This window comes from Nostoc sp. C110, assembly GCF_043099725.1.
GTDB classification, from domain to species: Bacteria; Cyanobacteriota; Cyanobacteriia; order Cyanobacteriales; family Nostocaceae; genus Nostoc; species Nostoc muscorum_A.
The window spans coordinates 2,990,155-3,012,802 of record NZ_CP171148.1; the positions used below are offsets into that span (position 1 = coordinate 2,990,155).

Below are 22,648 nucleotides of genomic sequence, written 5' to 3' on the forward strand. Positions count from 1 at the left end.
CACATAATGACCATATCAGCCCTCAGTCAGGAAGGTTTTGAACATGAAAGACCAACAAGGATCTAATCGCATTTCTTCAGGCGCAATTGCAGCCGTTTCAGCAGTGGTTGTAGCGGTGGGTGGCGGTGTGGCTTGGTTTACTACACACTCCAGCAATCCTCCCACACCATCAAATCCCTCTGGGCCCATCGCTCAACCAGCACAGCCATCAACTAGGCAGCCAGCTAACGAGCAAACCCCTAATGTTTATTGGCTCAGACCAAAAGACAAAAGTGTTGCTTTGGTTCCCCAACCAGTTAAAGTCGCTTCTATACGAGCCAACCAGCCTTTAGAAGCAGCTTTCCAAAGTTTATTGGCAGGGCCGACAGAAGGAACAGATTCCACAACTATCCCCAAAGGAACTAAGCTGTTGGGACTGAAATCAGAAAATGACGAAGTTCACGTTAATTTATCTGAAGATTTTACCAGTGGTGGTGGTAGCACATCAATGATGGGTCGCGTCGGACAAGTTGTTTATACTGCGACAAGTTTAAATCCTAAAGCCAAGGTTTACATTGACGTGAACGGCAAACCATTGGATGTTTTAGGTGGTGAAGGCGTAGAGTTACAACAACCACTAACTCGTGAAAGCTTTGAGAAAAATTATCAGCTTTAGTTCTTGGTCATTGGTCATTGGTTATTGGTCATTAGTCATTGGTCATTAGCAAAGGACAAAGGACAAATGACAAATGACTAACGTTTGCTATTTAACACACGAAAATTACGGGCTTGCTCCTCTAACCTTGTGGCCAGGCGATCACAAACCCGATTACACAAATCAAAAATCATTTCATCTTCCACCCGGTAATAGGCGCAAGTTCCTTCACTGCGGCGGCTAAGGATACCTGCTTGCCACATTACCTTCAGGTGTTTTGACACATTTGCCTGAGAAGTCTGTGTTGCCTCTACCAACTCTTGCACGCATTTTTCTTCATCCCGTAATAAGTGGAGCAGCCGCAAGCGCATCGGCTCACTTAACAGGCTGAAGTATTCAGCTACTTGTTGCACCACTTCTGGCGGTAAAGGCAACGTTTGTTTCATCAGGATTAACCCGCAAGGACTGAAGTTTTAACGATGACTCATTTCAGATGACTCATTTGATATATAGATTAATACTTAATCGGGGTTAATTCGCATCAAAGGTTGACCATATTCTACAGCGTCACCATTTTGGAGAAGAATTTCCATCACTTGTCCAGAGACTTCGGCTTCGATTTCATTCATCAGCTTCATGGCCTCAATGATACAGACGGTTTGACCCTTGCGGACGCGATCGCCAACTTCCACAAATGCCGCTTCTCCAGGCGCAGGAGCGCGATAAAACGTTCCCACCATTGGGGAAGGCACTTCTACTAATCTCTGATCAATGATTGAGGGAGCATTTACTGACAACTGCAATTGTGTGCTAGTACCAGTATTCTCAAACACGCGAGATGTGGACACCTCCGTTACCTGACTCGCGTTCACCTGGTTTCCCCCAGATGAACCCGATGTCAGGCCAGAACCTACCACACCGCCGAAGGTCGCTTGACCTACCGACAACATCTGATTGCTGACACTCACAGCCTTACGGACTGTTAGTTCAAAATCATCGCTTTTGAGCGTGACTTCTGCAATATCTGTTTGTGCGATAGTTGCCAATAGTTGGCGGATTTCATTAAAGTCCAATGGCACAGTTTTTATTACCTCGACCTATCCGTAAATTAGCATCTTAAGTGTGGCAGGGATTAAATCCAGATGTAGGGATTTCAATCGGGAGCAAGCATCTCCATAGAGATGAAAGTTATTCCCTGCTGATATATTTATCTTCCTGGGTATCAACTTTGATGCGTTCTCCTTGAGAAATAAACAAAGGAACCATCACAATTGCACCGGTTTCCAAAGTTGCTGGTTTTGAACCACCGGTAGCAGTGTCACCTTTTAAGCCTGGATCTGTTTGTACAATTTCCAGAACCACAGATTTAGGCAATTCTACTCCTAGAACCTGATCGCCCCACTTAATAACTTCAGCTTCCATACCTTCCTTCAGGTATTTGACGCGATCGCCAATTTGTGCGCGGGTCAATCTGCCTTCTTCGTAGGTTTCCATATCCATAAAGACGAACTCATCGCCCTCTTTATAGGTATGCTGCATCGTGCTTTTTTCTAGAGTAGCTTGGGGCACAGTTTCCCCAGCTCGGAACGTTTTTTCCATTACGCTCCCACTCTGGACATTTTTTAACTTAGTTCGGACAAAGGCGGAACCTTTGCCTGGTTTGACGTGCAAGAATTCTAGCACTCGCCATACAGACCCATCTAATACAATCGAAACACCGGGTCGAAAGTCGTTACTGGAGATCATGAAACTTTCAAATTTTGGAAGACAATCGGCATTTATTGTACCCTTCTAGAGCCGTCATTGGGCATTTGTCATTAGTCATTTATCATTTGTCATTTGTACTGAGCGTATCGCTAAAGCGAAAGCTTCGCTAATGCGTAGCGTCTCCAAGAGTTGTCAAAGTATTTGTCATTTATCCTCCGCCCTTAACGTGGGAAGATTATTGATGGGTTACGTCCAGTCAACAATTTAATGCTGCATTTGAGTTATCCCATGCTTAACTTATTAAAATCCTGGCTGAAGAACAGCCTAATGGCAATACTGCTGGTAACAATATTTTTAGGCATAACTACAGCTGGGTGGACTCCCTCCAGTAGCGCCGCGTTGCCAGCCGGCAACGCAATCACCGACGGCAAGGCTTTGTTGCGGTATGCACTCCCGATAGATAACAAACCTGTACGGCAACTACAAGCCAGTTTAGAGGACATCTCTGCCCAACTGCGGGCTAATCGGCGATGGGGTGCTATTTCCAAAGACATCAGCAAAGCATCCCGAATTCTCGATAAACCCTCCCAAATCTTAACAAGCGTTCCCACAGAACGCCAACCCCAAGCAGAAGCTTGGATTACCGAGTTGAAATCTGGGGTGGGTAAATTAGAAGAATTGGCGAACAGCAAAGATAAAGAACAAATTCTTCAAGAGAGAGGCAAACTTCTAAATCTAGTAACTCAGATAGAAGAGTCAATGGTGAAAGAATTCCCCTTTGAAGTGCCTACTGAGTACAGTAACCTGCCACAACTGAAAGGTCGTGCCACGGTAGAATTCAAAACTAACAAAGGCGATTTGACTGTCGTCGTGGATGGTTATAGCGCCCCTGTGACTGCTGGGAATTTTGTAGATTTAGTACAGAGGGGTTTTTACAATGGCTTAGAATTTACCCGTTCTGAAGAATCTTACTTTCTGCAAACTGGAGATCCCGCAGGTAAGGATGTAGGTTTCATTGATCCCAAAACAGGCGAATATCGCGCTATTCCCTTAGAAGTTTTAGTTCAGGGTGATAAAGCACCTACTTATGGGATTACGCTAGAAGAAGCTGGTCGTTACGTTGATATGCCAGTTCTGCCTTTCTCTGCTTTTGGCGCAGTAGTCATGGCTCGTCCCGAAAGTGAAGTAAATGGTGGTTCATCGCAATTCTTCTTCTTTTTGTTTGAACCAGAACTCACTCCCGCCGGACGCAACCTCTTAGATGGTCGCTATGCCGTTTTTGGCTATTTGACTGAAGGCAAGGAAGTTTTGGATAAACTAAAGGCGGGTGACAAAATTGAATCGGCAAAAGTCGTTCAAGGAATAGAAAATCTGGTTGAGCCGCAAGCAGCATAAGAAGAAACAGGGGGAGAATAATTCCTGTACAGACGCGATTAATCGCGTCTCTCCTAACTCCCCTGATTTAGATTCCCAGCGGTGAATACTTGATCAACTGTAATCGCTAATTCTAGAAAAGTCCGTGATACAATTTCCTGAGTACCAGTAAAAACTGTTTCTTCATAAAATCCATCTTCCAGTAGTAACACTGAAATCTTTGCTTCCAGTGGGTCTACAATCCAATATTCAGGAACCTCTAAGGCCGCATATTCAGAACGCTTATGACGATAATCCCGTTTAACGGACTCTGGACTGACCACCTCCACAATTAGTAACGGCGGTGACTGAAATACTGCTGAGGCATTCAATAATTCCCTGGCTTGCTCAAGCGTCACCACACACAAATCAGTCAACCTAGATTTATTTCTCCCCGTTCTCACCCCACTTTCTCGAAAACACAGCCAAGGTGAGCTACAACGTTTGATTTCTGCATCTAGTAATTGCTCAAGAAATTTGGCAATCAGGAAATGTTCAATAGTAGGTGGGTTCATTAGCTCTAGCTTGCTATCCACCAATTCATAATGGAAATCGCTACCATCATCATAGGTTAAGTACTCTTCAAATGTGATGCTGGTTACTGGTGTTGTTACCATCCCAACTGACTCCTAGACGATACCCTTATATTAAACAGTAAAACAAATCATCAGTTTTCTTAGTAATTTTTCAGCACGGAAAACCGATTGTGAACAGTGATTTATCTTCTCAACAAGTAAAAGACATTGGCGAACAAGGTCTTTTAGAAAGATTGCAACGCTTCTGTCCTCCAGAAATTATCGGCGATGATGCAGCAGTACTTGTGACTGCACCAGAGCAATCTTTAGTAGTCACTACAGATGTGCTAGTTGATGGCGTACATTTTAGCAACCTCACCACTTCCCCAGAAGATGCTGGTTGGCGAGCTGCTGCTGCTAATTTATCAGATTTAGCAGCGATGGGTGCTTCTCCACTAGGAATTACCGTTGGGTTGGGACTCCCCGGTGAAGTTAGGGTGAGTTGGGTAGAACGGTTATACCAAGGAATGACAGAATGCTTGCAAAAATACAATACCCCAATTGTTGGAGGTGATGTGGTGCGATCGCCTGTGACGACTTTGGCAATTACCGCTTTTGGTCAAGTTCACCCTAATCAAATTATCCGCCGTTCTGGTGCTGTAGTGGGAGATGCGATTGTTGTTACAGGGGTTCATGGAGCCTCCCAAGCTGGCTTAGAACTGCTTTTACATCCCCAATCAGGACAAAACCTCAAAGATGTAGAACGCACGGCACTAATCCGCGCACACCAGCGCCCACAGCCACGATTAGATGTCTTACCAATCCTCTGGAAAATTTTAGCATCGCCATCTCCCATACCCATTGCCGGTATGGATAGCAGCGATGGTTTGGCAGATGCAATTATCCAAATCTGCCGCGCCAGTGGTGTTGGCGCTGTCCTAGAACGCAGACAAATTTCCATGCCAGCAGCTTTTGACCATTGGCTAACAGAAGAGCAAGCGCTAGCTTATGCTCTATACGGTGGTGAAGACTTTGAATTAGTGCTTTGCTTGCCAAAAGAGTCAGCATTAGCCTTAGTACAACATCTTGGTCAAGGTGCTGCGATCGTCGGCAACATTACACCCGGATCAACAGTACTATTGCACGACGAACAAAAAAAATTCCCTGACCAAGTTCTGAACCTCAGTCAGGGATTTCAGCATTTTAGTCAATAGTCCTTTGTCTTTTGTGAAAAACTAATACTTCTCTGCGAGACGCTACGCGTAGCTTGCTTCCACGAAGTGGTACGACTACGCTCAGTACAAGTGACCAATGACTAATGACCAATGACAAATTATTGCCACTTCTCAGCTACCAATTCTGCCAAATCCAAAACTCGTTGGCTGTAACCCCACTCGTTGTCATACCACGCCATAACTTTTACTAAGTCATTGCCCATAACCAAAGTCAAGTTAGCATCGACAATCGAAGAAGCATCACTACCTTGATAATCGGAAGATACCAGTTCTAGTTCGCTATAGTCCAAAATGCCTTTAAGTGGGCCTTCAGCAGCATCTTTGAGAGCTTGGTTAACTTCTTCAGTAATAGTACGCTTCTCAACCTGAACTACGAAATCTACCATTGAGACGTTCGGGGTTGGTACGCGTAAGGCAACGCCATTAAGCTTGCCTTTCAGGTCTGGGATAACCAGCGCCACTGCTTTTGCTGCACCAGTGGAGGTGGGTACAATGTTTATCGCTGCGGCCCTCGCCCGTCGCAAATCCCGGTGAGAAGCGTCTAGCAAACGCTGGTCGCCTGTATAGCTGTGGGTGGTGGTCATCGTACCTTTGATGATGCCGAACTTATCGTTCAACACCTTGGCAATTGGTGCCAAACAGTTGGTAGTACAACTAGCGTTACTGATAATGTTGTGTATGTTGTGGTCATAATCATGATGATTCACACCAACCACAAAAGTGCCATCCTCGTTTTTACCAGGAGCGGTAATCAGAACTTTCTTGGCTCCAGCATTCACATGCTTTAGCGCTCCTTCTTTGCTAGTAAATACGCCTGTTGCTTCGATAATTAGGTCAATTCCCCAATCTCTCCAGGGCAACTTTTCTGGGTTGCGATCAGATACGCACTTAATGGTCTTACCGTTCACGATGATAGAGTTATCATCGGCACTAATCTCAGCACCTTTGATCTTACCTAGCATCGAGTCATACTTCAGCAGGTGAGCATTGGTTCTAGGGTCTGACGTGTCATTAATAGCGACAAGATCGATATTGCTATTCTCTCTACCCACCCAGCAACGTGCAAAGTTACGTCCAATCCGCCCGAAACCGTTGATTGCAACTCTAATCACAGTGTCTTGCCCTCTGTATTTATGCTTATATGTTGATATCGTTGACCCCAATCATATCGCAAAGGGGGGGGGCACTTATAACCATAAAGTGTTAGATCAATAAAAAAACACATAATTTATTCAGATTTGTTCGAGTACAAACTGTTGTTAGTGATATATGATCTGACCGTTTCCGGTACTAAATAACGAATTGACTGGCGTTCGCGGCACAATTTGCGAATTAGACTTGACGAAACTCCTACTAAAGGTATATTCAGGAGTTGCCAGTAAATGGTATGTGACTGCTCCCTCAGTTGTTGCTCCACTTGCTTGCAGATTAATTTGCTTTGAGTTATAGTCTCACCACCTAGCAGTCGGGGTGCGATTAACCAATCACACATTTGTGCTAGTTCGTGTCCACGGTACCAACGAGGTAAGGTTTGGAAAGTATCCAAGCCCACAATCCAGTACCAGTGAGTATTTGGGTAACAAGCAGATAAGTCAATCAGAGTGTTAATGGCGTATGAAGTCCCAGAGCGATTTGCCTCCACTAGGGAGACAGTAAACGCTGGGTTATCTTTTATGGCTAATTGCAGCATTTTCACGCGATGCTCAAACAAAGCTGCTTCTTTATGAGGAGGATTTAGGGATGGCACCCAAATTACCTTTTCAAGAGATACTTCTTGCATTGCTGTCTCGGCTACGAGCAGGTGTCCCCAGTGAATTGGATCAAATGTGCCACCAAAAATTGCTAGTTGCTGCATCCAGTTATGCCTGGGTTTTATGCAATTGAAAAATAGTTTCATTACCAATGTACTATTGTAGTCAATTCACGGCTAAACTTGATGCAATTTCAAATCAGTTTCACTAAACAATGTATTATGTAGCCAATTCCAGTAAGGTAGACAAAAATATGTATTTGACATTACAAGAATTTCTTTCCCGATGTAGCCAAAATTTTCAGAATAATCTTAACAACAGTTCAGAAATAGTAAAAACCTCCAACCAAGGTAAAATCATTCTGAACACGCAAAACCAGACCAGAAACCACATCTGGGCATTAAACATAAATACGATATAGGAGTAGTTACGGTAAAAATCAAATTCCTGTTATGATACGCGTGTCATTTGTGATTATGGTGTGGTGTGGTGTAAGAGGAGCAATAAATGACTAATTCTGTAGATTTTAGTGGTAGACCATTTCATTTTATTGGCATCGGCGGCATAGGTATGTCTGCTCTGGCATACGTTCTCGCCAAGCGTCAATTTCCAGTATCAGGTTCGGATCTTCGTCCAAACCACATGACGCACAAATTGGAATCTATCGGTGCCCATATTTTTGGTAGACAAGAGGCAAGTAATCTCGAATTCTTTCGTCCTCAAGTATTAAATTCACAAGAACAATTACCTGCTGATACTAAGTCAAAATTACCTCAAGTCATTTGTTCAACAGCAATTAACACTAATAATTTAGAATACAAAGCAGCGTTGGAATTAGGTTGTCCAGTTTTGCATCGTTCAGATGTACTAGCCGCCTTAATTTCCGATTACTACAGTATTGCAGTGGCAGGAACACACGGCAAAACTACAACCAGTAGCATGATTGGTTATATGCTTCTAGAAGCTGGCCTAGACCCAACGATTTTAGTAGGTGGCGAAGTCAATGCTTGGGAAGGTAATGCTCGATTGGGACAAAGCCAATATTTGGTAGCCGAAGCAGACGAATCTGATGGTTCTTTGGTAAAACACGCTCCAGAAATTGGCATCATCACCAATATTGAACTCGATCATCCTGACCATTACGATACATTAGAAGAAGTAATTGACATCTTCCAGACATTTGCTAAGGGTTGTAAAACTTTAATCGGTAGTATTGACTGTGCGACAGTGCGCGATCGCTTACAACCCACAATCAGCTACAGCTTACACTCAGATACCAACGCTGACTACACCGTTACTAATATTGATTATCGTGCTGATGGCACCACGGCTCTAGTTTGGGAAAAAGGCAAAGCCTTGGGCGTGTTGAAGTTGCGGCTGCTCAGTCGGCACAATCTCAGCAATGCTCTAGCAGCAGTAGCTGTTGGTCGCGCCTTGGGCTTAGAATTTGGAGCGATCGCCAAAGGTATTGCAACCTTTGAAGGAGCAAGACGACGCTTTGAGCTGCGGGGTGAAGTTGATGGTATTACCTTCATTGATGACTATGCTCATCATCCTAGCGAGATTCGCGTTACTCTCGCCGCCGCACGTTTACAGGCAAGACCAGGACAAAGAGTGGTTGCTATCTTCCAACCCCATCGCTATAGCCGAACACTGACCTTTTTAGAAGAATTTGCCGAGTCCTTTACCCATGCTGATTTGGTTGTGCTGACTGATATTTACAGTGCAGGCGAACCCAACTTAGGGCAAATTACTGGTGAACAGCTAGCAGCGGAAATTGCTAAACAGCATTCCCAGGTAGTTTATCAACCAACTTTACCCTCAGTGCGTGAGTACTTGTTAAAAACATTACGCCCAGGAGACTTGGCGCTGTTTTTAGGAGCTGGGAACTTGAATCAGGTGATTCCTGAAGTAATTACTGCACTTTGCGAACCTGCTAAAGCCACATCTTAAGTGGAGACTTTGCAAAGTTTCATTTCTGAGCAAAGCGCCCGTCTAGCAACGGTTCCATCTATGAACTCTATTACCGTATCTTTGCGGTAAATTAATGTAAAAATTTTACCAATATAAAGTAAAAATGACCATTTCCCAGGCAGCTGGAAACGTCTGCACAGTTTCTGCTTTGAATACAAAGAAACATCAAACAACTAATTCGGTGGATAGTGAAGTAATTTACTTACCAAATACTGATTGTGCAATCAAGCCCCAGGCTTGCTTGTCAGCCTTTACTTCCTATAGGGTTGGAGGAGCAGCTGATTTGTATGTTGCCCCCCGAAACTTAGAAGCACTGCAAGCCAGTCTTAAATACGCAAAAGAACGTGATTTAAAGGTGACAACACTGGGAGCCGGTTCTAACCTCCTGGTGAGCGATGGCGGTATATCAGGCTTAGTCATCGCGACTCGTCACCTCCGCTTCAGCAACTTTGACCCCCAAACTGGTCAATTAACTGTTGCTGCTGGAGAATCAATTCCCAGTTTGGCATGGGCCGCAGCAGAATTAGGATGGCAAGGATTGGAGTGGGCTGTTGGCATCCCTGGAACAGCCGGAGGTGCTGTGGTGATGAATGCAGGGGCACATAATAGCTGTATCGCAGATATGTTAGTTAGTGCCGAGGTACTTTCACCCAATGGGACGCTGGAAACTCTTACCCCAGAACAGTTAGGTTATAGCTATCGGACTTCCTTATTGCAAGGTGGCGATCGCATAGTCACCAAAGCCACCTTACAACTCGCGCCAGGTGCAGACCCAGCAAAAGTTGTAGCAATCACCAAAGAACACAAAAAGCATCGCTTAAGCACCCAACCGTACAACTTCCCTAGCTGTGGGAGTGTGTTTCGCAATCCCAAACCTTACAGTGCTGGCTGGTTAATTGAGCAAACTGGTCTCAAAGGCTACCAAATTGGTGGAGCGCAAGTAGCACTACTCCATGCTAATTTCATCGTTAACCGGGGTGGGGCCAAAGCTAGTGACATCTTTTGTCTCATTCGCCACATCCAACATCAGGTGCAAGAACGTTGGTCTATTAATTTAGAGCCAGAAGTCAAAATGCTCGGAGAGTTTCAAGGTGCTTGCTGAAACTTTCAATTCCGGGGATGGGGATTGGGAACTAGGCATATCAGTAAAGATGTGTCATAACCAATGCCCAGTGCCCAATTCCCAGATGCATTAATTATTGGTAAAAAAAGAGGCAAATTACTTACCGCATCTATAATTGAATTTGATTTGTTATTCAACGCACAAGCGTACAAATAATTATGACAGGAAAAGGACAGGGATTTGGCTTTGGCTTAGGAAAAATGAAGGAACTAGCCGATGCTTTTAAGAAAGCACAGCAAGTTCAAGAAGGTGCAAAGCGACTCCAAGAAGAATTGGAGCAAATGGAGATTCTAGGAGAATCTGGCGGTGGTCTGGTGAAGGTGATTGTCAGTGGAAACCAAGAACCCAAGCGGGTAGAAATTTCTCCAGATGCTCTTGCAGAAGGTGCAGAAGTACTTTCCGATCTCGTGACGGTGGCAATGAAAGAAGCCTACAACAAGTCCACAGCAACAATGCGGGAACGTATGGAAGAATTAACCAGTGGGTTGGAGTTACCTGGATTTTAGTCATTGGTCATTAGTCATTGGTCATTAGTCATTGGTGAGCCAGTGCGGTCTTCTCCCAAAGGAAGAAAGGGGGTTTCCCCCTGAGCAACTGGTGTTAGCGTTCGCGTAGCGTCTCGTAGAGAAGTGGTAGCGACGCAGGAGCTTCACCCGAAGGGTCATTAGTCAAAAGACAAAGGACAAATGACTATTGACAGAGGACAAAAAATATCTATGCCTTACAAGTTGCTATTTGTCTGCTTAGGTAACATCTGCCGATCGCCATCGGCAGAAAACATCATGAATCATCTAATTGAGCAGGCAGGCTTGAGCGATGCCATCATCTGTGATTCTGCTGGTACATCTAGTTATCATGTGGGTAGCCCACCTGACAGACGCATGAGTGCTGCGGCTGGTACAAAGTTGGGAATTAAACTACGTGGTCAAGCACGCCAGTTTCAAAAGTCAGACTTTCAAGACTTTGATTTAATTTTGGCGATGGATCAAGAAAATTATGAGAATATCCTCACTCTTGATCGCACTGAGCAATATCAGCATAAAGTGCGTTTGATGTGTGAGTTTTGCTCTCGACACACCTTAAAGGAAGTTCCAGATCCTTACTACGGTGGTCAAGACGGATTTAATCAGGTTATTGATTTACTGATTGATGCTTGTGAAGGTCTGCTCACAAAAGTTAACAGTGAAGAGTTCTGAGTATTAATTCTTAACTCCTCACCTTTTTTATTCGACTAAACCATGCTTCATAGCAAAACGCACTAATTCTGCTCGGTTGCTGGTTGAAGTTTTTCTCAATAAACTACTAACGTACTTTTCCACTGTGCGAGGACTCAGGTGTAGCTGATGACCCATATCGGCATTAGACAAACCATGAGTCAATAACTCTAAGACTTCTTGTTCTCTATGAGTTAGGGATGAGTGTAAGTGGGATGTCTGAATTTTAGTAGACAGAGAATTATGGGCATCCCCCGCTTTTGTAGAGCCGGAAATGCCCAAACTTTCTTTATGAGAAAAGCGATACTCCGATTGAATAATTTGCGATCGCTCCAAAAGATTGCGGATTGCTGCTGCTAACTCTTCCAATTCAAATGGTTTGGGTAAGTATAAATCGCACCCTGACTGATAGCCCAGAATTCTTTCCTGGGTCTTAGTTCGGGCAGTTAATAAAATTACAGGTAATAAGCGAAACATTGGTTGTTGACGCACCCTACGCACCAGTTCATAGCCATTCATCTGTGGCATGATGATATCCGTGACAATCAAATCAGGATTATACTCATCCACCATAAACAAAGCCTCTTGACCGTCATTAGCCGTGATCACTGAGTAGCCAGACAGTTCAAGATAGTCGCTAACAGACAGACGAGTGCCCAAATCATCATCCACTACAAGGATCGTCAAGGGCATGGACAATACACCCCTAGCATTTTTTTTACTCAGAAATTTGCTTCTACGCGCTTCATAGGTGAACACTGGCAAGAATAGTGTTCTTATGTTTCATACTATGACAGGATTACCAGGTAATGACTGCCTTCAGGGTTGATTTATAAAGAAAATCTTAAATCTTTTGGAAGGTTAACGAAGTGCAACTCACCTTTAACTCCCTCAGATCAGGAAGCATAGAGAGCTTTTTAATTTGTAACAACTCATTAATAAGGCAGAGCAGGTTTCCATTATAGTATAAATTATTATTAATTTTATCAGTAATTTACCAAAATATAAGTTAAGTAGGCATGAATTGAAATAAGTTTGTAGAGAAGGCTTCAGCCCTTTCTAGGATTAGCGTTTTGTAGCAAGATACCCAACAAGGTATACTACAAAACTTTAATTATTTACGCCGATTTACTTACAAGTCTTTGTGAAACTGCACAAAATCAAGCTTGGTGAAACTTGAGGTAAAATTCCCAAGTTCTGGATAAACCTCAGATGTAATCAATATCAGGTAACTTAAAAGTTACTAGAAAACTCTTAATTGTGAACTTAGAAAAGCTAAATTAGTGATATACAGTTCAATATTTCTAGCGATTATAATGAATACCCTATAATTCGCCAGGCAATCCAAATAATTTTTTAGGTACATTTAAAACGCACAAAATTATCAATGAGCGACAAGAACGAAGGTTACAAAGTTATTGCTGACAACCGTCAAGCCCGTTATTTGTATGAAATTCTGGAAACTTACGAAGCCGGAATTGAGTTGACAGGAACCGAGGTTAAGTCAATTCGTGCGGGTAAAGTAAATCTCCAAGATGGCTATGCTTTGCTTCGCAATGGCGAAGCATGGTTGATCAATATTCATATCTCGCCCTACAACGCCAGTGGACAATATTTTAATCATGAACCACGGCGGACACGAAAGCTGCTGTTGCATCGTCAAGAACTCCGCAAGCTAATTGGCAAAGTAGAACAGCAAGGTCTAACTTTAATCCCTTTGAAAATGTATCTCAAACGGGGCTGGGTAAAAGTGAGTATAGCCCTTGGCAAAGGTAAAAAGCTCCACGATAAGCGAGAAGACCTGAAACGACGGCAAGATCAGCGTGACATTCAACGCGCAATGAAAAGCTATTAAGGATAATTGTGGTTCAAACTACCACACCAGAGTGAGAAACAGATTGCTGTGAAAACCATGTTGTATGTCCACAGCGTGACTTATAAAAAGCCCTAGTTTATAGCCACAGATTGATTTTATGAAGGTTGAGAATCGATACAGTGGTGAGTAACTTCGGATGGCATAAGGAATTGTCACAACTTATGAAAAGTAATTTCATTACAGCTGTTGGCGCAGGCATTCTCACCTTGAGTATGGGAATTTTACCCTTAACTCTATCCGCACAAGCTCAGACAACAACTGATCCCGGAGCCACTACTGCTCCCAGAACGACCACTTACGATCGCAACGATTTTGATTGGGGTTGGCTAGGATTACTTGGTTTATTCGGTCTAGCTGGTTTGGCTGGTAAAAAGCGTGATAACGAACCGACTGCTTATCGCGACCCTAATGCCCCAGGTGCCACTACTTACAGGGACTAGACAATTCAAAATTCATTCATTTGTCAGTTGTTCAGTAGAAAAACAACTGACAATTTGCTCGTATTAGTTTACTGCTGGTTCTGGGTTAGATAAATTTGTCTGGTTTTGAGTTAAAGGTGTCCAGTAGCTGGCAATTAAAGCAACGATGAGCCACCAGAGGGTATTGACTTCAGGACGATACCAGACAGTATCTACAGTGCCGTGAGCTAGCATACCCAACAAAATAGCGATCGCTCCAATTAACCAAAATCCCTCTACACTTCTCAATCGTCGCAATCGTCGCACTTGCAAAAGCGCCGTATTAAATGTAACGATTATTAGCCAGAGAAAGCAGGCTAAACCAACAAACCCAGTTTCTACAGTCACTTCAAACAAAATAGAATAAGCACTTAAAGCAGTGTATCGAGGGCGTTGGTAGAGTGGATAAACTTTATTAAAAGAGTTGTGACCCGGCCCAATGCCGAAAATTGGGCGATCGCGAATCATCTCAAAGACAGCATCCCACACATTTCGACGAAAATTATTACTGCTATCTTTACGGTCAGCAAAAATGCTGAACACCCGCAGGCGAACTGGCTCTACAAATATCACTGCTAAGAGTAATATCCCGATTAAACCTCCTAAGACAATGGGCAGCGACCAAGTACGCCAAAAAGGAGGCATTTCCACACTCTTCCAAAAAATTAGCAATGCCACCACAGCCAAAACTGCTACCACTAGTCCAATCCAACCGCCACGACTAAAAGTCAGGATCAGGCAGGCAGTATTGACAATTAACATTGTTAATGCTAAAGCTTTTTTGAGCCAGCTTTGCCATGCAAAAATTGCCACCAAGCTAAAAATTACTGCTGGTAAAAGGTATCCAGCTAATAAGTTGGGATTTCCTAAATAACTGTAGACCCTTGTAGTCTTAGACAGAGGAGATTCTGGATCAACCCAAGTTGCCAGTGCTGTGGCTCCAAAAAACCATTGCCGCAATCCATAGACACTGACAATTAAGGATACGTGCAGATAAAGGGTGAGAATCCAAGACCGGAGGCGAGGCGACCTTAATACCCTGGCACAAAGGGCAAATAGTAGCAAATACAAGGTCAACGTTCCCAAGTCGTTAAGTGCCGCTTTTTTGACTGGTGATAATGCTGTTGCGATTACAGCAATTCCCCAGTAGAGCAATACCAGTAGGTGAATGGGAGTGACTGACGAGACATTTGCTGGTGTGACTTCATCAGATAAAGTCAACAACAGCCAAAATCCCACACAAGCCACCAATAACAAACCTACCAACGTACTCGAAGCAAAAGGTGCAAGGGCATATATTGAGCTGAGTAATACAGCTGCGATCGCATCTCCCCACTGAATCAAGACGCTGGTTTGCCGCCAAGACCTTAACAGTCCCACCAGAGAACGGTGTACGTAACTGGTAGCAAGATATTCTTTGAGCGGTAAAGATGATAAAGTAAATAGTTGCCAGACTAAATTCATAAAAAACATTGCGATCAATTAGCCTGCCGACGCAGAACTTGGATTTGATCATAATGCCTATGGCTATAAAAAGGTAATAACGTAGTTTGTAAATTAGTAATGACGCTTTTAATTCATGTACTTACTACATAACAAAGTATGAATTTGTCTTTCCCTATTTCCTATCACCTGTAATCTGTTCTCTACTGGCTGTAATCAGACATCACTAATTGCTTGCGAGGGAGTTGCCAGTTGCAGTGGCAAAGAAAGCACATAACGATATCCTGATTCTGGTGAACCTTGAATCAAAATTTGTCCAGCGTGCAACTCTGCCAGTTGACAACTTAGCAATAGACCCAAGCTTTCACGAGAAAGGCTTCCATGTAATTTAGCTAAATTTAGACCAGAACTCGCAGCAAGAAAATTGGAGTGGGAATCACTCAGGCTTTTGGAATTGTCCACTGCTACTGATGAAGTCTCTAGTTGCTGTTGTCCTTCTATATGAGTATTGTAAGTTGCTACCTCACCGGTTAACTCTAGGAGCGACAAAGAATTGAGACGGAAGTAGGGGTCAACCTCAGTAATGCCATCCCCTAACCAGGGATGAGAAACCCAAATAGTAATGTTGAGCGTATCTTCCTTGTAAGAAACATGGATGCGAACAATGCTACCTGTAGCCGAAAGTTGAATCACACTGAAAACCAGGTGATATAACATTTGCCGCACCTTGTCTTTATCTAAAGGCCAAATGCGATTACGTCCCGGTTCTATAGAGAGGCGAATGTCTTGCTCGCGGCGATTAGCCACTTCTTCAAGGGTATTGATAGCTTGTTGACATAGCATTTCAATATCCACAGGAGCTAAATTCAGTGCAGTTGAGTTGTCATCCATAGCTCCTAGTTCGGTAATTTCGTTTACTAGGGAAAGTAAATACCGACCACTATGTTGGATAATTTCTAAATATTCTCTTTGCTTAGTCGTCAAAGGCCCATAAATTTCACGTCCTAAAACACTAGCCATACCAAGTACAGATGTTAAAGGTGTGCGTAACTCCTGAGTTAACTGACCCAAAAGTTCCAGTTTCAGTTGCTTGGTAGAAACAGAGTCATTATCTTGAGTGGGTGCGGTGATTTTAATTTCAGTGTTACGTTCGTCATTAAGTGAAAATATAGGAGCAGTCTTGAGAGTGGTTGATTCGAGTCTCCCTTGCAGGAGCCGATTACGTTCAAATTCACTCATGCTCCAACGAGCAATGATTTGTAAAAATTCAATGTCTCGGGGTTTAAAATTGCGCGGGACTAAATCCATCACCGCTAATGCACCCAAACAATTTCCCTCAGCATCAATGAGTGGCGCTCCTAAGTAAGCGCGAATACCATAATCTTGCACCAGCTTGCTGCTAACAAGTATTGGATCTGTAAGTTTATGTGTATCATTAATTTCAAATATTTGAAAACTCTCTACTACCTTAGTGCAAAAGGATTCCCCTCGTGGTAGTTGACGGCTTTGTGCCAAATGATTCATCAGTCCCAGTCCCAGCCTAGATAAGCCCACCGCCGACTTAAACCAGTGGCGTTCTTGATCCACAAATCCCAATATGGAAATTGGTGCTTCCAAAAAGCGGGCAGCAGTCTGTGTGGCTTCTTCAAAAACCGGAATCGTTTCTGGTTGCCGCAAACCTAAATCGGACAAAGCTTTGAGGCGTTGCTGTTCTCTTGATTCATGAGAATCCCAACCATCCTTTAGGGCAAATAATTTGTTTTCAGGCTCTATCATTGCCACTGCTACCTTAATAATTTCTCTATCGTGTAATTGATCCAAGTCCTATTTCTAGGTTATCAATTGCTATTTTTAAGCATTCCCTAATTTTGCCTCTGACAAACAAATTTAGGGCAAAATTTTTTTCTCCCTTCCATTAACTCGGCGATGCGGTATGCACAAGTTACTAATTACTGGTGCTAGATATTCTTTATTTAGTACTGATGTAGTTTTTATTGCTTGGGATTTTACAGTCAGATTGCGTTAGATTTTGATTCAGCCAGGGTAAGCTAACCCTAAGGATACAATACAAAGGAGCTGTCATTCTTTATGTACAGAAGGAAAAATTCTTACTGGCAAACCCTAAGTAAATTAACTTACAAAATTATATTTGAGTAATTTTTATAGCAATTATTACTTATAACAGCTAGCACTAATGGCTGACAATCCTAGTACCGCAAGGCGGAATTAAAAATTAAAAATTAAAAATGAATACAGCGTAAGCATTTCATTGATTTAGATTGGGTGGTTTTTTTCCGCCGTGTTGTACTAGATAGTTTATATAAGTCTCGATCGAATAGATTGAACCTATTACAATTTCATGCTGAAAATTGTGTGGGCTTTTTTATTTTTTCCAGTTGAGGAAATATTTTTTGAGGACAACTACTAATGAATAAAATGGCTGTTAGAGTTCCTTTTGTAGACCTGAAGTTGCAACACGAACCAATTCAAATGCAATTGCAATATGCAATCCAATCTGTATTGGAACAGGGAGATTTTATTTTAGGGCAAGCACTCTCAGATTTTGAAGCAGCATTTGCGGCAGTATCGGGGGCAGCTTATGGTGTTGGTGTTGCATCAGGAACAGATGCGATCGCTCTCGGATTACAAGCTTGTAATATTGGTGCTGGCGATGAGGTAATTTTACCAGCCAACACTTTTATCGCAACCTTGATTGGGGTTATCCGCGCTGGCGCGAAGCCAATTCTGGTAGATTGCGATCGCCAAACAGCTTTAATTGATTTAGAGGCCGCAGCAAAGGCAATTACGCCTCAGACTAAAGCAATTATTCCTGTACATCTCTATGGACAAATGGTATCGCCACGTGAACTTATCAAATTTGCTGATACCTACAAACTACTAATTTTTGAAGATGCCGCCCAAGCACACCTTGCCGAAAGAGACGGATATCACGCTGGTTCAGTAGGCATAGCAGCAGCTTTTAGTTTCTATCCCAGCAAAAATTTGGGAGCATTTGGGGATGGGGGAATGCTGCTGACACGAGATTCAGATGTCGCCCAGAAGATGGGGCGTTTGCGAAATTATGGTGCATCGCAAAAGTATTTTCATACTGAACCCGGTACAAATAGCCGCTTGGATACTTTACAAGCAGCTATTTTGCACCAAAAATTACCATATTTGCCACAGTGGAATCGCGATCGCTTGACTATTGCCCAGCAGTATGATGCTGAACTAGCACCCTTGGCAACTACTGGTATTATTCCTATAGAAAATCAAAGTGATACAGGACACGTTTATCATCTTTATGTCATTAAAGTTGATGATTCTTGCCCAATAGAGCGCCAGCAACTCCAGGAAAAACTCACAGCAGTGGGAATTCAAACCGGCATTCACTACCCAATTCCTTGTCATCTCCAGCCAGCATTCAGCAATTTAGGCTATCAGCCGGGAGATTTTCCCCAAGCAGAAAAACTGTCACAGCAAATATTATCATTACCGATGTATCCTGGTTTGAGCAGTAGCCAAGTTAAAGAAGTTGTAGCTGCGATCGCTCATGCAGTCTCAACAACTTCTCAGGTAGATGAAACCTCCAATGCTGACCTTGACAGCGTGGTAGCCTAAAGTTAATTCATATTTATATGTGCATCCAACAATTAGACATTTGTTCTTTGTCAGTTGTCCTTTGCAAATGACCAATGACCAATAAAAATCATGGCACTCCAGCAACAGATTAAAAAAAGAAACGCCTCAGACTTATTGAATCTAGCTATTATAGGCGTTTTGCTGCTGCTTTATGCGCCTATATTGCTACACTGGTTGGATGGTTGGCTGAACAAAAATATCAGTACAGAACATGAATATTTCAGCCACGGGATTATTGGTTTACCATTTGCAGCTTATCTGGCCTGGATAAACCGAAAAAAGTGGAAACGTTTACCAGATACCACACATCCTTTGAGTGCTGTTTTATTGTTACTAGGGGCAGTGTTTTATCTTAGTGGTGTTACAGAGTGGGTTAACCTTTCCTTGCCCGTTATCCTGGCAGGATTATGTTTGTGGTTTAAAGGAATAGCAGGTTTGCGATCGCAAGGATTCCCCTTACTACTGGTATTTTTAGCCACCCCGACGGCAGTACCCTATCTCATTGCCCCCTATACCTTGCCTCTGCAAAGCTTCATCGCTGGTACGGCAGGTTTCATATTGAATCAATTTGGTATGGACGTAACAGTAAATGAAATCAATCTCTACGTGGGAGGACGCATTGTAGAAGTTGCTCCCTATTGTGCAGGGTTGAAAATGTTGTTCACGACTCTCTACGTTGGCTTGATGCTGCTTTATTGGACAGATGCTTTATCTTCACGGCGCACAACCATATCGTTTTTATCTCTTGCTGCGATCGTTAGTACTACTGCCAATATTATTCGTAACACTTTACTGACTTTCTTTCACGGCACAGGTCAAGAAGCAGCTTTTAAATGGCTACATGAAGGTTGGGGTGGTGACTTATACTCTGCTTGTATGCTGGTGTCATTAGTACCCCTACTGAATTGGATTAATTACTATTTTTCAACATCTCTAGAAACTGAGCAAGAAGCAGAAAGTTAGAAGTATGGGCATTGGGAAGAGGACTTGGGGACAAGGAGAATTGGGGACAAGGGGAAAGACTTGTTTCAAGTTCTCACCTCTTGTCCTCTTGTCCCCTGCTCTCTGCTCTCCTCTCTCTTAATCTACTCATAAATATTACTGAACTCATGGTGTGATTTTATAAAGTAAAATTTTGCCTAAGTATCACAAATTTTACTGATGATTTCATTCTCGAAGTTTTTCAAAGAAAACCAGTTCAATCAGGTAGCAGCACTTTTGTTATTGCTACTACTGCTAGCAATAGGAGGGATTCCCGGATATCTAACAGGACATTGGCAATGGAAACAGCCGCTACCTGTTACCAATCTCCACGAGTTAAAACAGATCCGCAACACTGGGTTAGCCCTTCCTGGTTGGCAAACTATTGAACAATCAGAACAGCAAATTGGTGAACATAAATGGTCTTTGCAGGTAATGAAAAAAGAAGGTTCGCAATCCCAGGTAATCCTGCTTTTGCTACCGCAAAATGGGCCTATGGATCAACCAGAAGTAGAGTGGACAGATGTTAACGGCTGGGGAAGATCGCGCTGGGGAAAGTGGAATATAGCGCAATCTCGTTCTGCCGAATTTACTGTGAAACAGTCTGAAAAGTTGGCTTCTAATGTTGTTGAAACTAAAGTAGAAGCTAGGTTCTTTCGTGCCGCCACACCACAGCAAACCTTCGCTGTCTTGCAATGGTACGCCATGCCAGACGGCGGAAATCCATCACCTTTCCATTGGTTCTTGGCAGATCAAGTGGCCCAGTGGCGCAAGCAACGTATTCCCTGGGTAAGCGTGAGCATTCTAATCCCGATGGAACCTTTAGGGCAGGTAGAAACATCTTGGTCTTTAGCCAAGTCTATGGGGGAAACAGTGCAAAGTACATTGATGGCAGGCCCTTTGTAAAGTATCTGATGAATGCCTTTGTGCAGAGATTCATCAGAAGTAAGTAAGTTCGTAGAAATAAACCAAATTATGTTATGAAACGTAAATAGTCTTAAAGTCCTTACTAATGACCAATGACAAAGGACAAATGACAGCCCTTGCTAGTTAGCTTTAATTGCGCCAACCTACTTATCTTTATAAATTGCATTCAGCCTAAAACTTAGCCAAAAGATGTTAATAATATGAAGTTAGTATTTAAATTTAGTAAAGTTCTTCTCTTTTTCTTGGTAAATACTTGCAGACTCCAGAGACATTGGGGACATTTATAGAGTAAAATAACGACTCGGCGCGAATAATTCTCATATCATTTTTTCTGCACCGATGTTCATAGATCCCACTTCTTATATGCGTGCATTCAGCGCCCTTTGTTTTGTTAGTCTTCAAGTAGGAGTTTTTTTAATAACACCTATCCAACTTGTCGTTGCCCAGCCTTTTCCATCTCAAGGACAATCACCAAGGCAACCCCCCTCGCCTGTGCCAGGTACTGAGACTGAGGTTATACCTACAGGTGCAAATGACGAAACTTCCAGCCAACTCAGCCGCTACCTCTTAGGGCCAGGAGATATAATTGGCGTTGTGCTTCAGCGTCCTCCTGGTCCATACCGCTTAGGAATAGGAGATGGAATTAGCGTTTCGGTTCAGCGCTTTCCAGATTTGAGTTTTCAAGCTTTAATCAACCCAGAAGGTAACATTGTGGTGCCACTACTGGGAACAGTGTCATTACAAGGTTTAACTTTAGAAGAAGCTCAAGAAAAAATTCGCTTGGGTTTAAATCGTTATGTTGTCGATCCAGTAATAGTTTTAGCCTTAGCAGCGCAGCGTCAAGACTTAAGTTTTCAAGCTGTAATTAGTCCCGAAGGCACCATCGTAGTACCGCAAGTGGGAACGGTGTCATTACAAGGTTTAACTTTAGAAGAAGCTCAAGAAAAAATTCGCTTGGGTTTAAGTCGCTTTTTTCCAGATCCAATCATAGTAGTATCTTTGGCAGGGGCGCGACCAGTTCAAGTTACCGTTAGCGGAGAAATATTCAGACCAGGAATTTATCCGATTAATTCAGCAACACCCCGCGTTGCTGATGCCTTGCTAATATCTGGGGGTTCAACGTTAAATGCAGACCTGCGACAAATACAAGTACGCCGCAAGTTAATTGATGGTTCTGTGATTTCACAAACTATTGACTTATATGCAGCACTGCAAAATGGCGGTTCAATCCCTAATTTACGCTTACAAGATGGAGATGCGATACTCATCCCCCGTCGTGAAGTTGGTAATGATGACGGTTATGACCGCAATTTGGTAGCACGTTCATCCTTAGCCACACCACAGATTAGAGTCCGGGTTTTAAACTACGCTGCGGGAGGTCTCTCTATTCAAGCACTGCCTAATGGCAGTACATTTGTAGATGCTTTGGGAGGAGTAAATCTTGATACTGCTAATCTCCGAGATATCGCTCTCGTTCGCTTTGATCCTGAACAAGGTAAAGCTGTTACCCAGAAACTTGATGCTAAAAAAGCTCTAGGAGGCGATGCGTCTCAAAATGTGGCGCTTCAAGATAATGATGTTATTGTTGTTGGTCGTAACCTCATAGGTAGAATTACTAATTTCCTAACTACCATTACCCAACCTTTCTTCAACGTTCAATCCTTTCTCCGGTTTTTTGACAACTTCGGTGGCGGGTCAAATTAGTAACTCTAAAAGAAGGATACAATCTGGAAATAGTTGGGAGTGTAGGAAGCC

Annotated in this window: 22 protein-coding genes; 13 read left to right on the forward strand and 9 right to left on the reverse strand. The window is 43.0% G+C overall.

From position 1 onward, the window contains the following. Positions 1-43: 43 nt before the first annotated feature. A complete protein-coding gene (locus ACFFRD_RS18400; RefSeq protein ID WP_114083702.1) occupies positions 44-655 on the forward strand; it encodes a GerMN domain-containing protein in 612 nt (203 codons plus the stop codon). 77 nt (positions 656-732) lie between these two features. Here the strand turns inward: ACFFRD_RS18400 and ACFFRD_RS18405 are convergent, their stop codons facing one another. From ACFFRD_RS18405 to efp, 3 genes are all read right to left on the reverse strand, one after another. Next, entirely contained in the window at positions 733-1,080 is a 348-nt protein-coding gene (locus tag ACFFRD_RS18405; RefSeq protein ID WP_012407243.1) for a metalloregulator ArsR/SmtB family transcription factor, read from the reverse strand. 75 nt (positions 1,081-1,155) lie between these two features. Next, positions 1,156-1,713 (reverse strand): acetyl-CoA carboxylase biotin carboxyl carrier protein, encoded by a 558-nt coding sequence (accB, locus tag ACFFRD_RS18410; protein WP_114083703.1) that lies wholly within the window; start codon positions 1,711-1,713, stop codon positions 1,156-1,158. A gap of 109 nt (positions 1,714-1,822) precedes the next feature. Beyond that, positions 1,823-2,380, reverse strand: a complete 558-nt coding sequence (gene efp / locus ACFFRD_RS18415) for an elongation factor P (protein WP_114083704.1) — start codon at positions 2,378-2,380, stop codon at positions 1,823-1,825. Between the two features lie 249 nt (positions 2,381-2,629). Between efp and ACFFRD_RS18420 the strand changes: the two genes are divergently transcribed. Next, complete coding sequence (locus ACFFRD_RS18420; protein WP_392482650.1) at positions 2,630-3,736, forward strand: peptidylprolyl isomerase; 1,107 nt, start codon at positions 2,630-2,632, stop codon at positions 3,734-3,736. A 53-nt stretch (positions 3,737-3,789) separates the two neighbouring features. On the opposite strand, the gene ACFFRD_RS18425 is transcribed toward ACFFRD_RS18420, so the two are convergent. Continuing rightward, positions 3,790-4,371, reverse strand: coding sequence for a Uma2 family endonuclease (locus tag ACFFRD_RS18425; protein WP_392482651.1), 582 nt, complete (start codon positions 4,369-4,371; stop codon positions 3,790-3,792). A gap of 89 nt (positions 4,372-4,460) precedes the next feature. Here ACFFRD_RS18425 and thiL point away from each other — a divergent pair, with 89 nt between their 5' ends. Further along, complete coding sequence (gene thiL, locus ACFFRD_RS18430) at positions 4,461-5,483, forward strand: thiamine-phosphate kinase (protein ID WP_392482652.1); 1,023 nt, start codon at positions 4,461-4,463, stop codon at positions 5,481-5,483. 119 nt (positions 5,484-5,602) lie between these two features. On the opposite strand, the gene ACFFRD_RS18435 is transcribed toward thiL, so the two are convergent. Both ACFFRD_RS18435 and nadD read right to left on the reverse strand, forming a co-directional pair. Further along, positions 5,603-6,616 carry a type I glyceraldehyde-3-phosphate dehydrogenase gene (locus ACFFRD_RS18435; protein WP_392482653.1) on the reverse strand — a complete coding sequence of 338 codons (1,014 nt, stop codon included), beginning with the start codon at positions 6,614-6,616 and terminating at the stop codon, positions 5,603-5,605. Positions 6,617-6,732: 116 nt separating this feature from the next. Beyond that, positions 6,733-7,359 (reverse strand): nicotinate (nicotinamide) nucleotide adenylyltransferase, encoded by a 627-nt coding sequence (gene nadD, locus ACFFRD_RS18440; RefSeq protein ID WP_392482654.1) that lies wholly within the window; start codon positions 7,357-7,359, stop codon positions 6,733-6,735. Positions 7,360-7,762: 403 nt separating this feature from the next. Here nadD and murC point away from each other — a divergent pair, with 403 nt between their 5' ends. From murC to ACFFRD_RS18460, 4 genes are all read left to right on the forward strand, one after another. Next, the gene (murC, locus tag ACFFRD_RS18445; RefSeq protein WP_392482655.1) at positions 7,763-9,208 is read left to right on the forward strand and encodes a UDP-N-acetylmuramate--L-alanine ligase; all 1,446 of its coding nucleotides are present in this window, start codon (positions 7,763-7,765) and stop codon (positions 9,206-9,208) included. A 124-nt stretch (positions 9,209-9,332) separates the two neighbouring features. Next, a complete protein-coding gene (murB, locus tag ACFFRD_RS18450) occupies positions 9,333-10,331 on the forward strand; it encodes a UDP-N-acetylmuramate dehydrogenase (RefSeq protein ID WP_392482656.1) in 999 nt (332 codons plus the stop codon). A gap of 179 nt (positions 10,332-10,510) precedes the next feature. Beyond that, a complete protein-coding gene (locus ACFFRD_RS18455; RefSeq protein WP_012407253.1) occupies positions 10,511-10,858 on the forward strand; it encodes a YbaB/EbfC family nucleoid-associated protein in 348 nt (115 codons plus the stop codon). A 210-nt stretch (positions 10,859-11,068) separates the two neighbouring features. After that, positions 11,069-11,548 (forward strand): low molecular weight protein-tyrosine-phosphatase, encoded by a 480-nt coding sequence (locus ACFFRD_RS18460; RefSeq protein WP_179075416.1) that lies wholly within the window; start codon positions 11,069-11,071, stop codon positions 11,546-11,548. Positions 11,549-11,575: 27 nt separating this feature from the next. Here ACFFRD_RS18460 and ACFFRD_RS18465 read toward each other — a convergent pair whose 3' ends face one another. Beyond that, on the reverse strand, positions 11,576-12,259 hold the full coding sequence (locus tag ACFFRD_RS18465; protein ID WP_392482657.1) for a response regulator transcription factor: 684 nt from the start codon (positions 12,257-12,259) through the stop codon (positions 11,576-11,578). Between the two features lie 694 nt (positions 12,260-12,953). On the opposite strand from ACFFRD_RS18465, the gene smpB reads away from it, so the two are divergent. Together smpB and ACFFRD_RS18475 are read left to right on the forward strand one after the other, a co-directional pair. Continuing rightward, the gene (smpB, locus tag ACFFRD_RS18470) at positions 12,954-13,421 is read left to right on the forward strand and encodes an SsrA-binding protein SmpB (RefSeq protein ID WP_012407256.1); all 468 of its coding nucleotides are present in this window, start codon (positions 12,954-12,956) and stop codon (positions 13,419-13,421) included. Between the two features lie 182 nt (positions 13,422-13,603). Further along, the gene (locus ACFFRD_RS18475; RefSeq protein WP_179071854.1) at positions 13,604-13,882 is read left to right on the forward strand and encodes a WGxxGxxG family protein; all 279 of its coding nucleotides are present in this window, start codon (positions 13,604-13,606) and stop codon (positions 13,880-13,882) included. A gap of 63 nt (positions 13,883-13,945) precedes the next feature. On the opposite strand, the gene ACFFRD_RS18480 is transcribed toward ACFFRD_RS18475, so the two are convergent. Continuing rightward, on the reverse strand, positions 13,946-15,364 hold the full coding sequence (locus ACFFRD_RS18480; RefSeq protein WP_392482658.1) for an IctB family putative bicarbonate transporter: 1,419 nt from the start codon (positions 15,362-15,364) through the stop codon (positions 13,946-13,948). Between the two features lie 195 nt (positions 15,365-15,559). Next, a complete protein-coding gene (locus tag ACFFRD_RS18485) occupies positions 15,560-17,119 on the reverse strand; it encodes a histidine kinase dimerization/phospho-acceptor domain-containing protein (RefSeq protein WP_392482659.1) in 1,560 nt (519 codons plus the stop codon). Between the two features lie 660 nt (positions 17,120-17,779). Between ACFFRD_RS18485 and ACFFRD_RS18490 the strand changes: the two genes are divergently transcribed. The 4 genes from ACFFRD_RS18490 (at position 17,780) to ACFFRD_RS18505 (ending at position 22,597) form a co-directional block, all read left to right on the forward strand. After that, positions 17,780-18,964, forward strand: coding sequence for a DegT/DnrJ/EryC1/StrS family aminotransferase (locus ACFFRD_RS18490; RefSeq protein WP_392483104.1), 1,185 nt, complete (start codon positions 17,780-17,782; stop codon positions 18,962-18,964). Positions 18,965-19,054: 90 nt separating this feature from the next. After that, positions 19,055-19,948 (forward strand): cyanoexosortase B, encoded by an 894-nt coding sequence (gene crtB, locus ACFFRD_RS18495; RefSeq protein ID WP_392482660.1) that lies wholly within the window; start codon positions 19,055-19,057, stop codon positions 19,946-19,948. Positions 19,949-20,146: 198 nt separating this feature from the next. Further along, positions 20,147-20,872 carry a cyanoexosortase B system-associated protein gene (locus ACFFRD_RS18500; RefSeq protein ID WP_392482661.1) on the forward strand — a complete coding sequence of 242 codons (726 nt, stop codon included), beginning with the start codon at positions 20,147-20,149 and terminating at the stop codon, positions 20,870-20,872. A 360-nt stretch (positions 20,873-21,232) separates the two neighbouring features. After that, a complete protein-coding gene (locus ACFFRD_RS18505) occupies positions 21,233-22,597 on the forward strand; it encodes a polysaccharide biosynthesis/export family protein (RefSeq protein ID WP_179071858.1) in 1,365 nt (454 codons plus the stop codon). The last annotated feature ends 51 nt before the right edge of the window (positions 22,598-22,648 follow it).

Coding starts and splice junctions, on each gene's coding strand:
- crtB (WP_392482660.1), top strand. CDS start 19,055: ATGGCACTCCAGCAACAGATTAAAAAAAGAAACGCCTCAGACTTATTG.
- ACFFRD_RS18455 (WP_012407253.1), top strand. CDS start 10,511: ATGACAGGAAAAGGACAGGGATTTGGCTTTGGCTTAGGAAAAATGAAG.
- ACFFRD_RS18425 (WP_392482651.1), bottom strand. CDS start 4,371: ATGGTAACAACACCAGTAACCAGCATCACATTTGAAGAGTACTTAACC.
- ACFFRD_RS18405 (WP_012407243.1), bottom strand. CDS start 1,080: ATGAAACAAACGTTGCCTTTACCGCCAGAAGTGGTGCAACAAGTAGCT.
- nadD (WP_392482654.1), bottom strand. CDS start 7,359: ATGCAGCAACTAGCAATTTTTGGTGGCACATTTGATCCAATTCACTGG.
- ACFFRD_RS18480 (WP_392482658.1), bottom strand. CDS start 15,364: ATGAATTTAGTCTGGCAACTATTTACTTTATCATCTTTACCGCTCAAA.
- ACFFRD_RS18475 (WP_179071854.1), top strand. CDS start 13,604: ATGAAAAGTAATTTCATTACAGCTGTTGGCGCAGGCATTCTCACCTTG.
- ACFFRD_RS18400 (WP_114083702.1), top strand. CDS start 44: ATGAAAGACCAACAAGGATCTAATCGCATTTCTTCAGGCGCAATTGCA.
- murB (WP_392482656.1), top strand. CDS start 9,333: ATGACCATTTCCCAGGCAGCTGGAAACGTCTGCACAGTTTCTGCTTTG.
- ACFFRD_RS18465 (WP_392482657.1), bottom strand. CDS start 12,259: ATGCCCTTGACGATCCTTGTAGTGGATGATGATTTGGGCACTCGTCTG.
- ACFFRD_RS18460 (WP_179075416.1), top strand. CDS start 11,069: ATGCCTTACAAGTTGCTATTTGTCTGCTTAGGTAACATCTGCCGATCG.
- ACFFRD_RS18505 (WP_179071858.1), top strand. CDS start 21,233: ATGTTCATAGATCCCACTTCTTATATGCGTGCATTCAGCGCCCTTTGT.
- ACFFRD_RS18490 (WP_392483104.1), top strand. CDS start 17,780: ATGGCTGTTAGAGTTCCTTTTGTAGACCTGAAGTTGCAACACGAACCA.
- efp (WP_114083704.1), bottom strand. CDS start 2,380: ATGATCTCCAGTAACGACTTTCGACCCGGTGTTTCGATTGTATTAGAT.
- ACFFRD_RS18500 (WP_392482661.1), top strand. CDS start 20,147: ATGATTTCATTCTCGAAGTTTTTCAAAGAAAACCAGTTCAATCAGGTA.
- smpB (WP_012407256.1), top strand. CDS start 12,954: ATGAGCGACAAGAACGAAGGTTACAAAGTTATTGCTGACAACCGTCAA.
- ACFFRD_RS18420 (WP_392482650.1), top strand. CDS start 2,630: ATGCTTAACTTATTAAAATCCTGGCTGAAGAACAGCCTAATGGCAATA.
- ACFFRD_RS18485 (WP_392482659.1), bottom strand. CDS start 17,119: ATGATAGAGCCTGAAAACAAATTATTTGCCCTAAAGGATGGTTGGGAT.
- murC (WP_392482655.1), top strand. CDS start 7,763: ATGACTAATTCTGTAGATTTTAGTGGTAGACCATTTCATTTTATTGGC.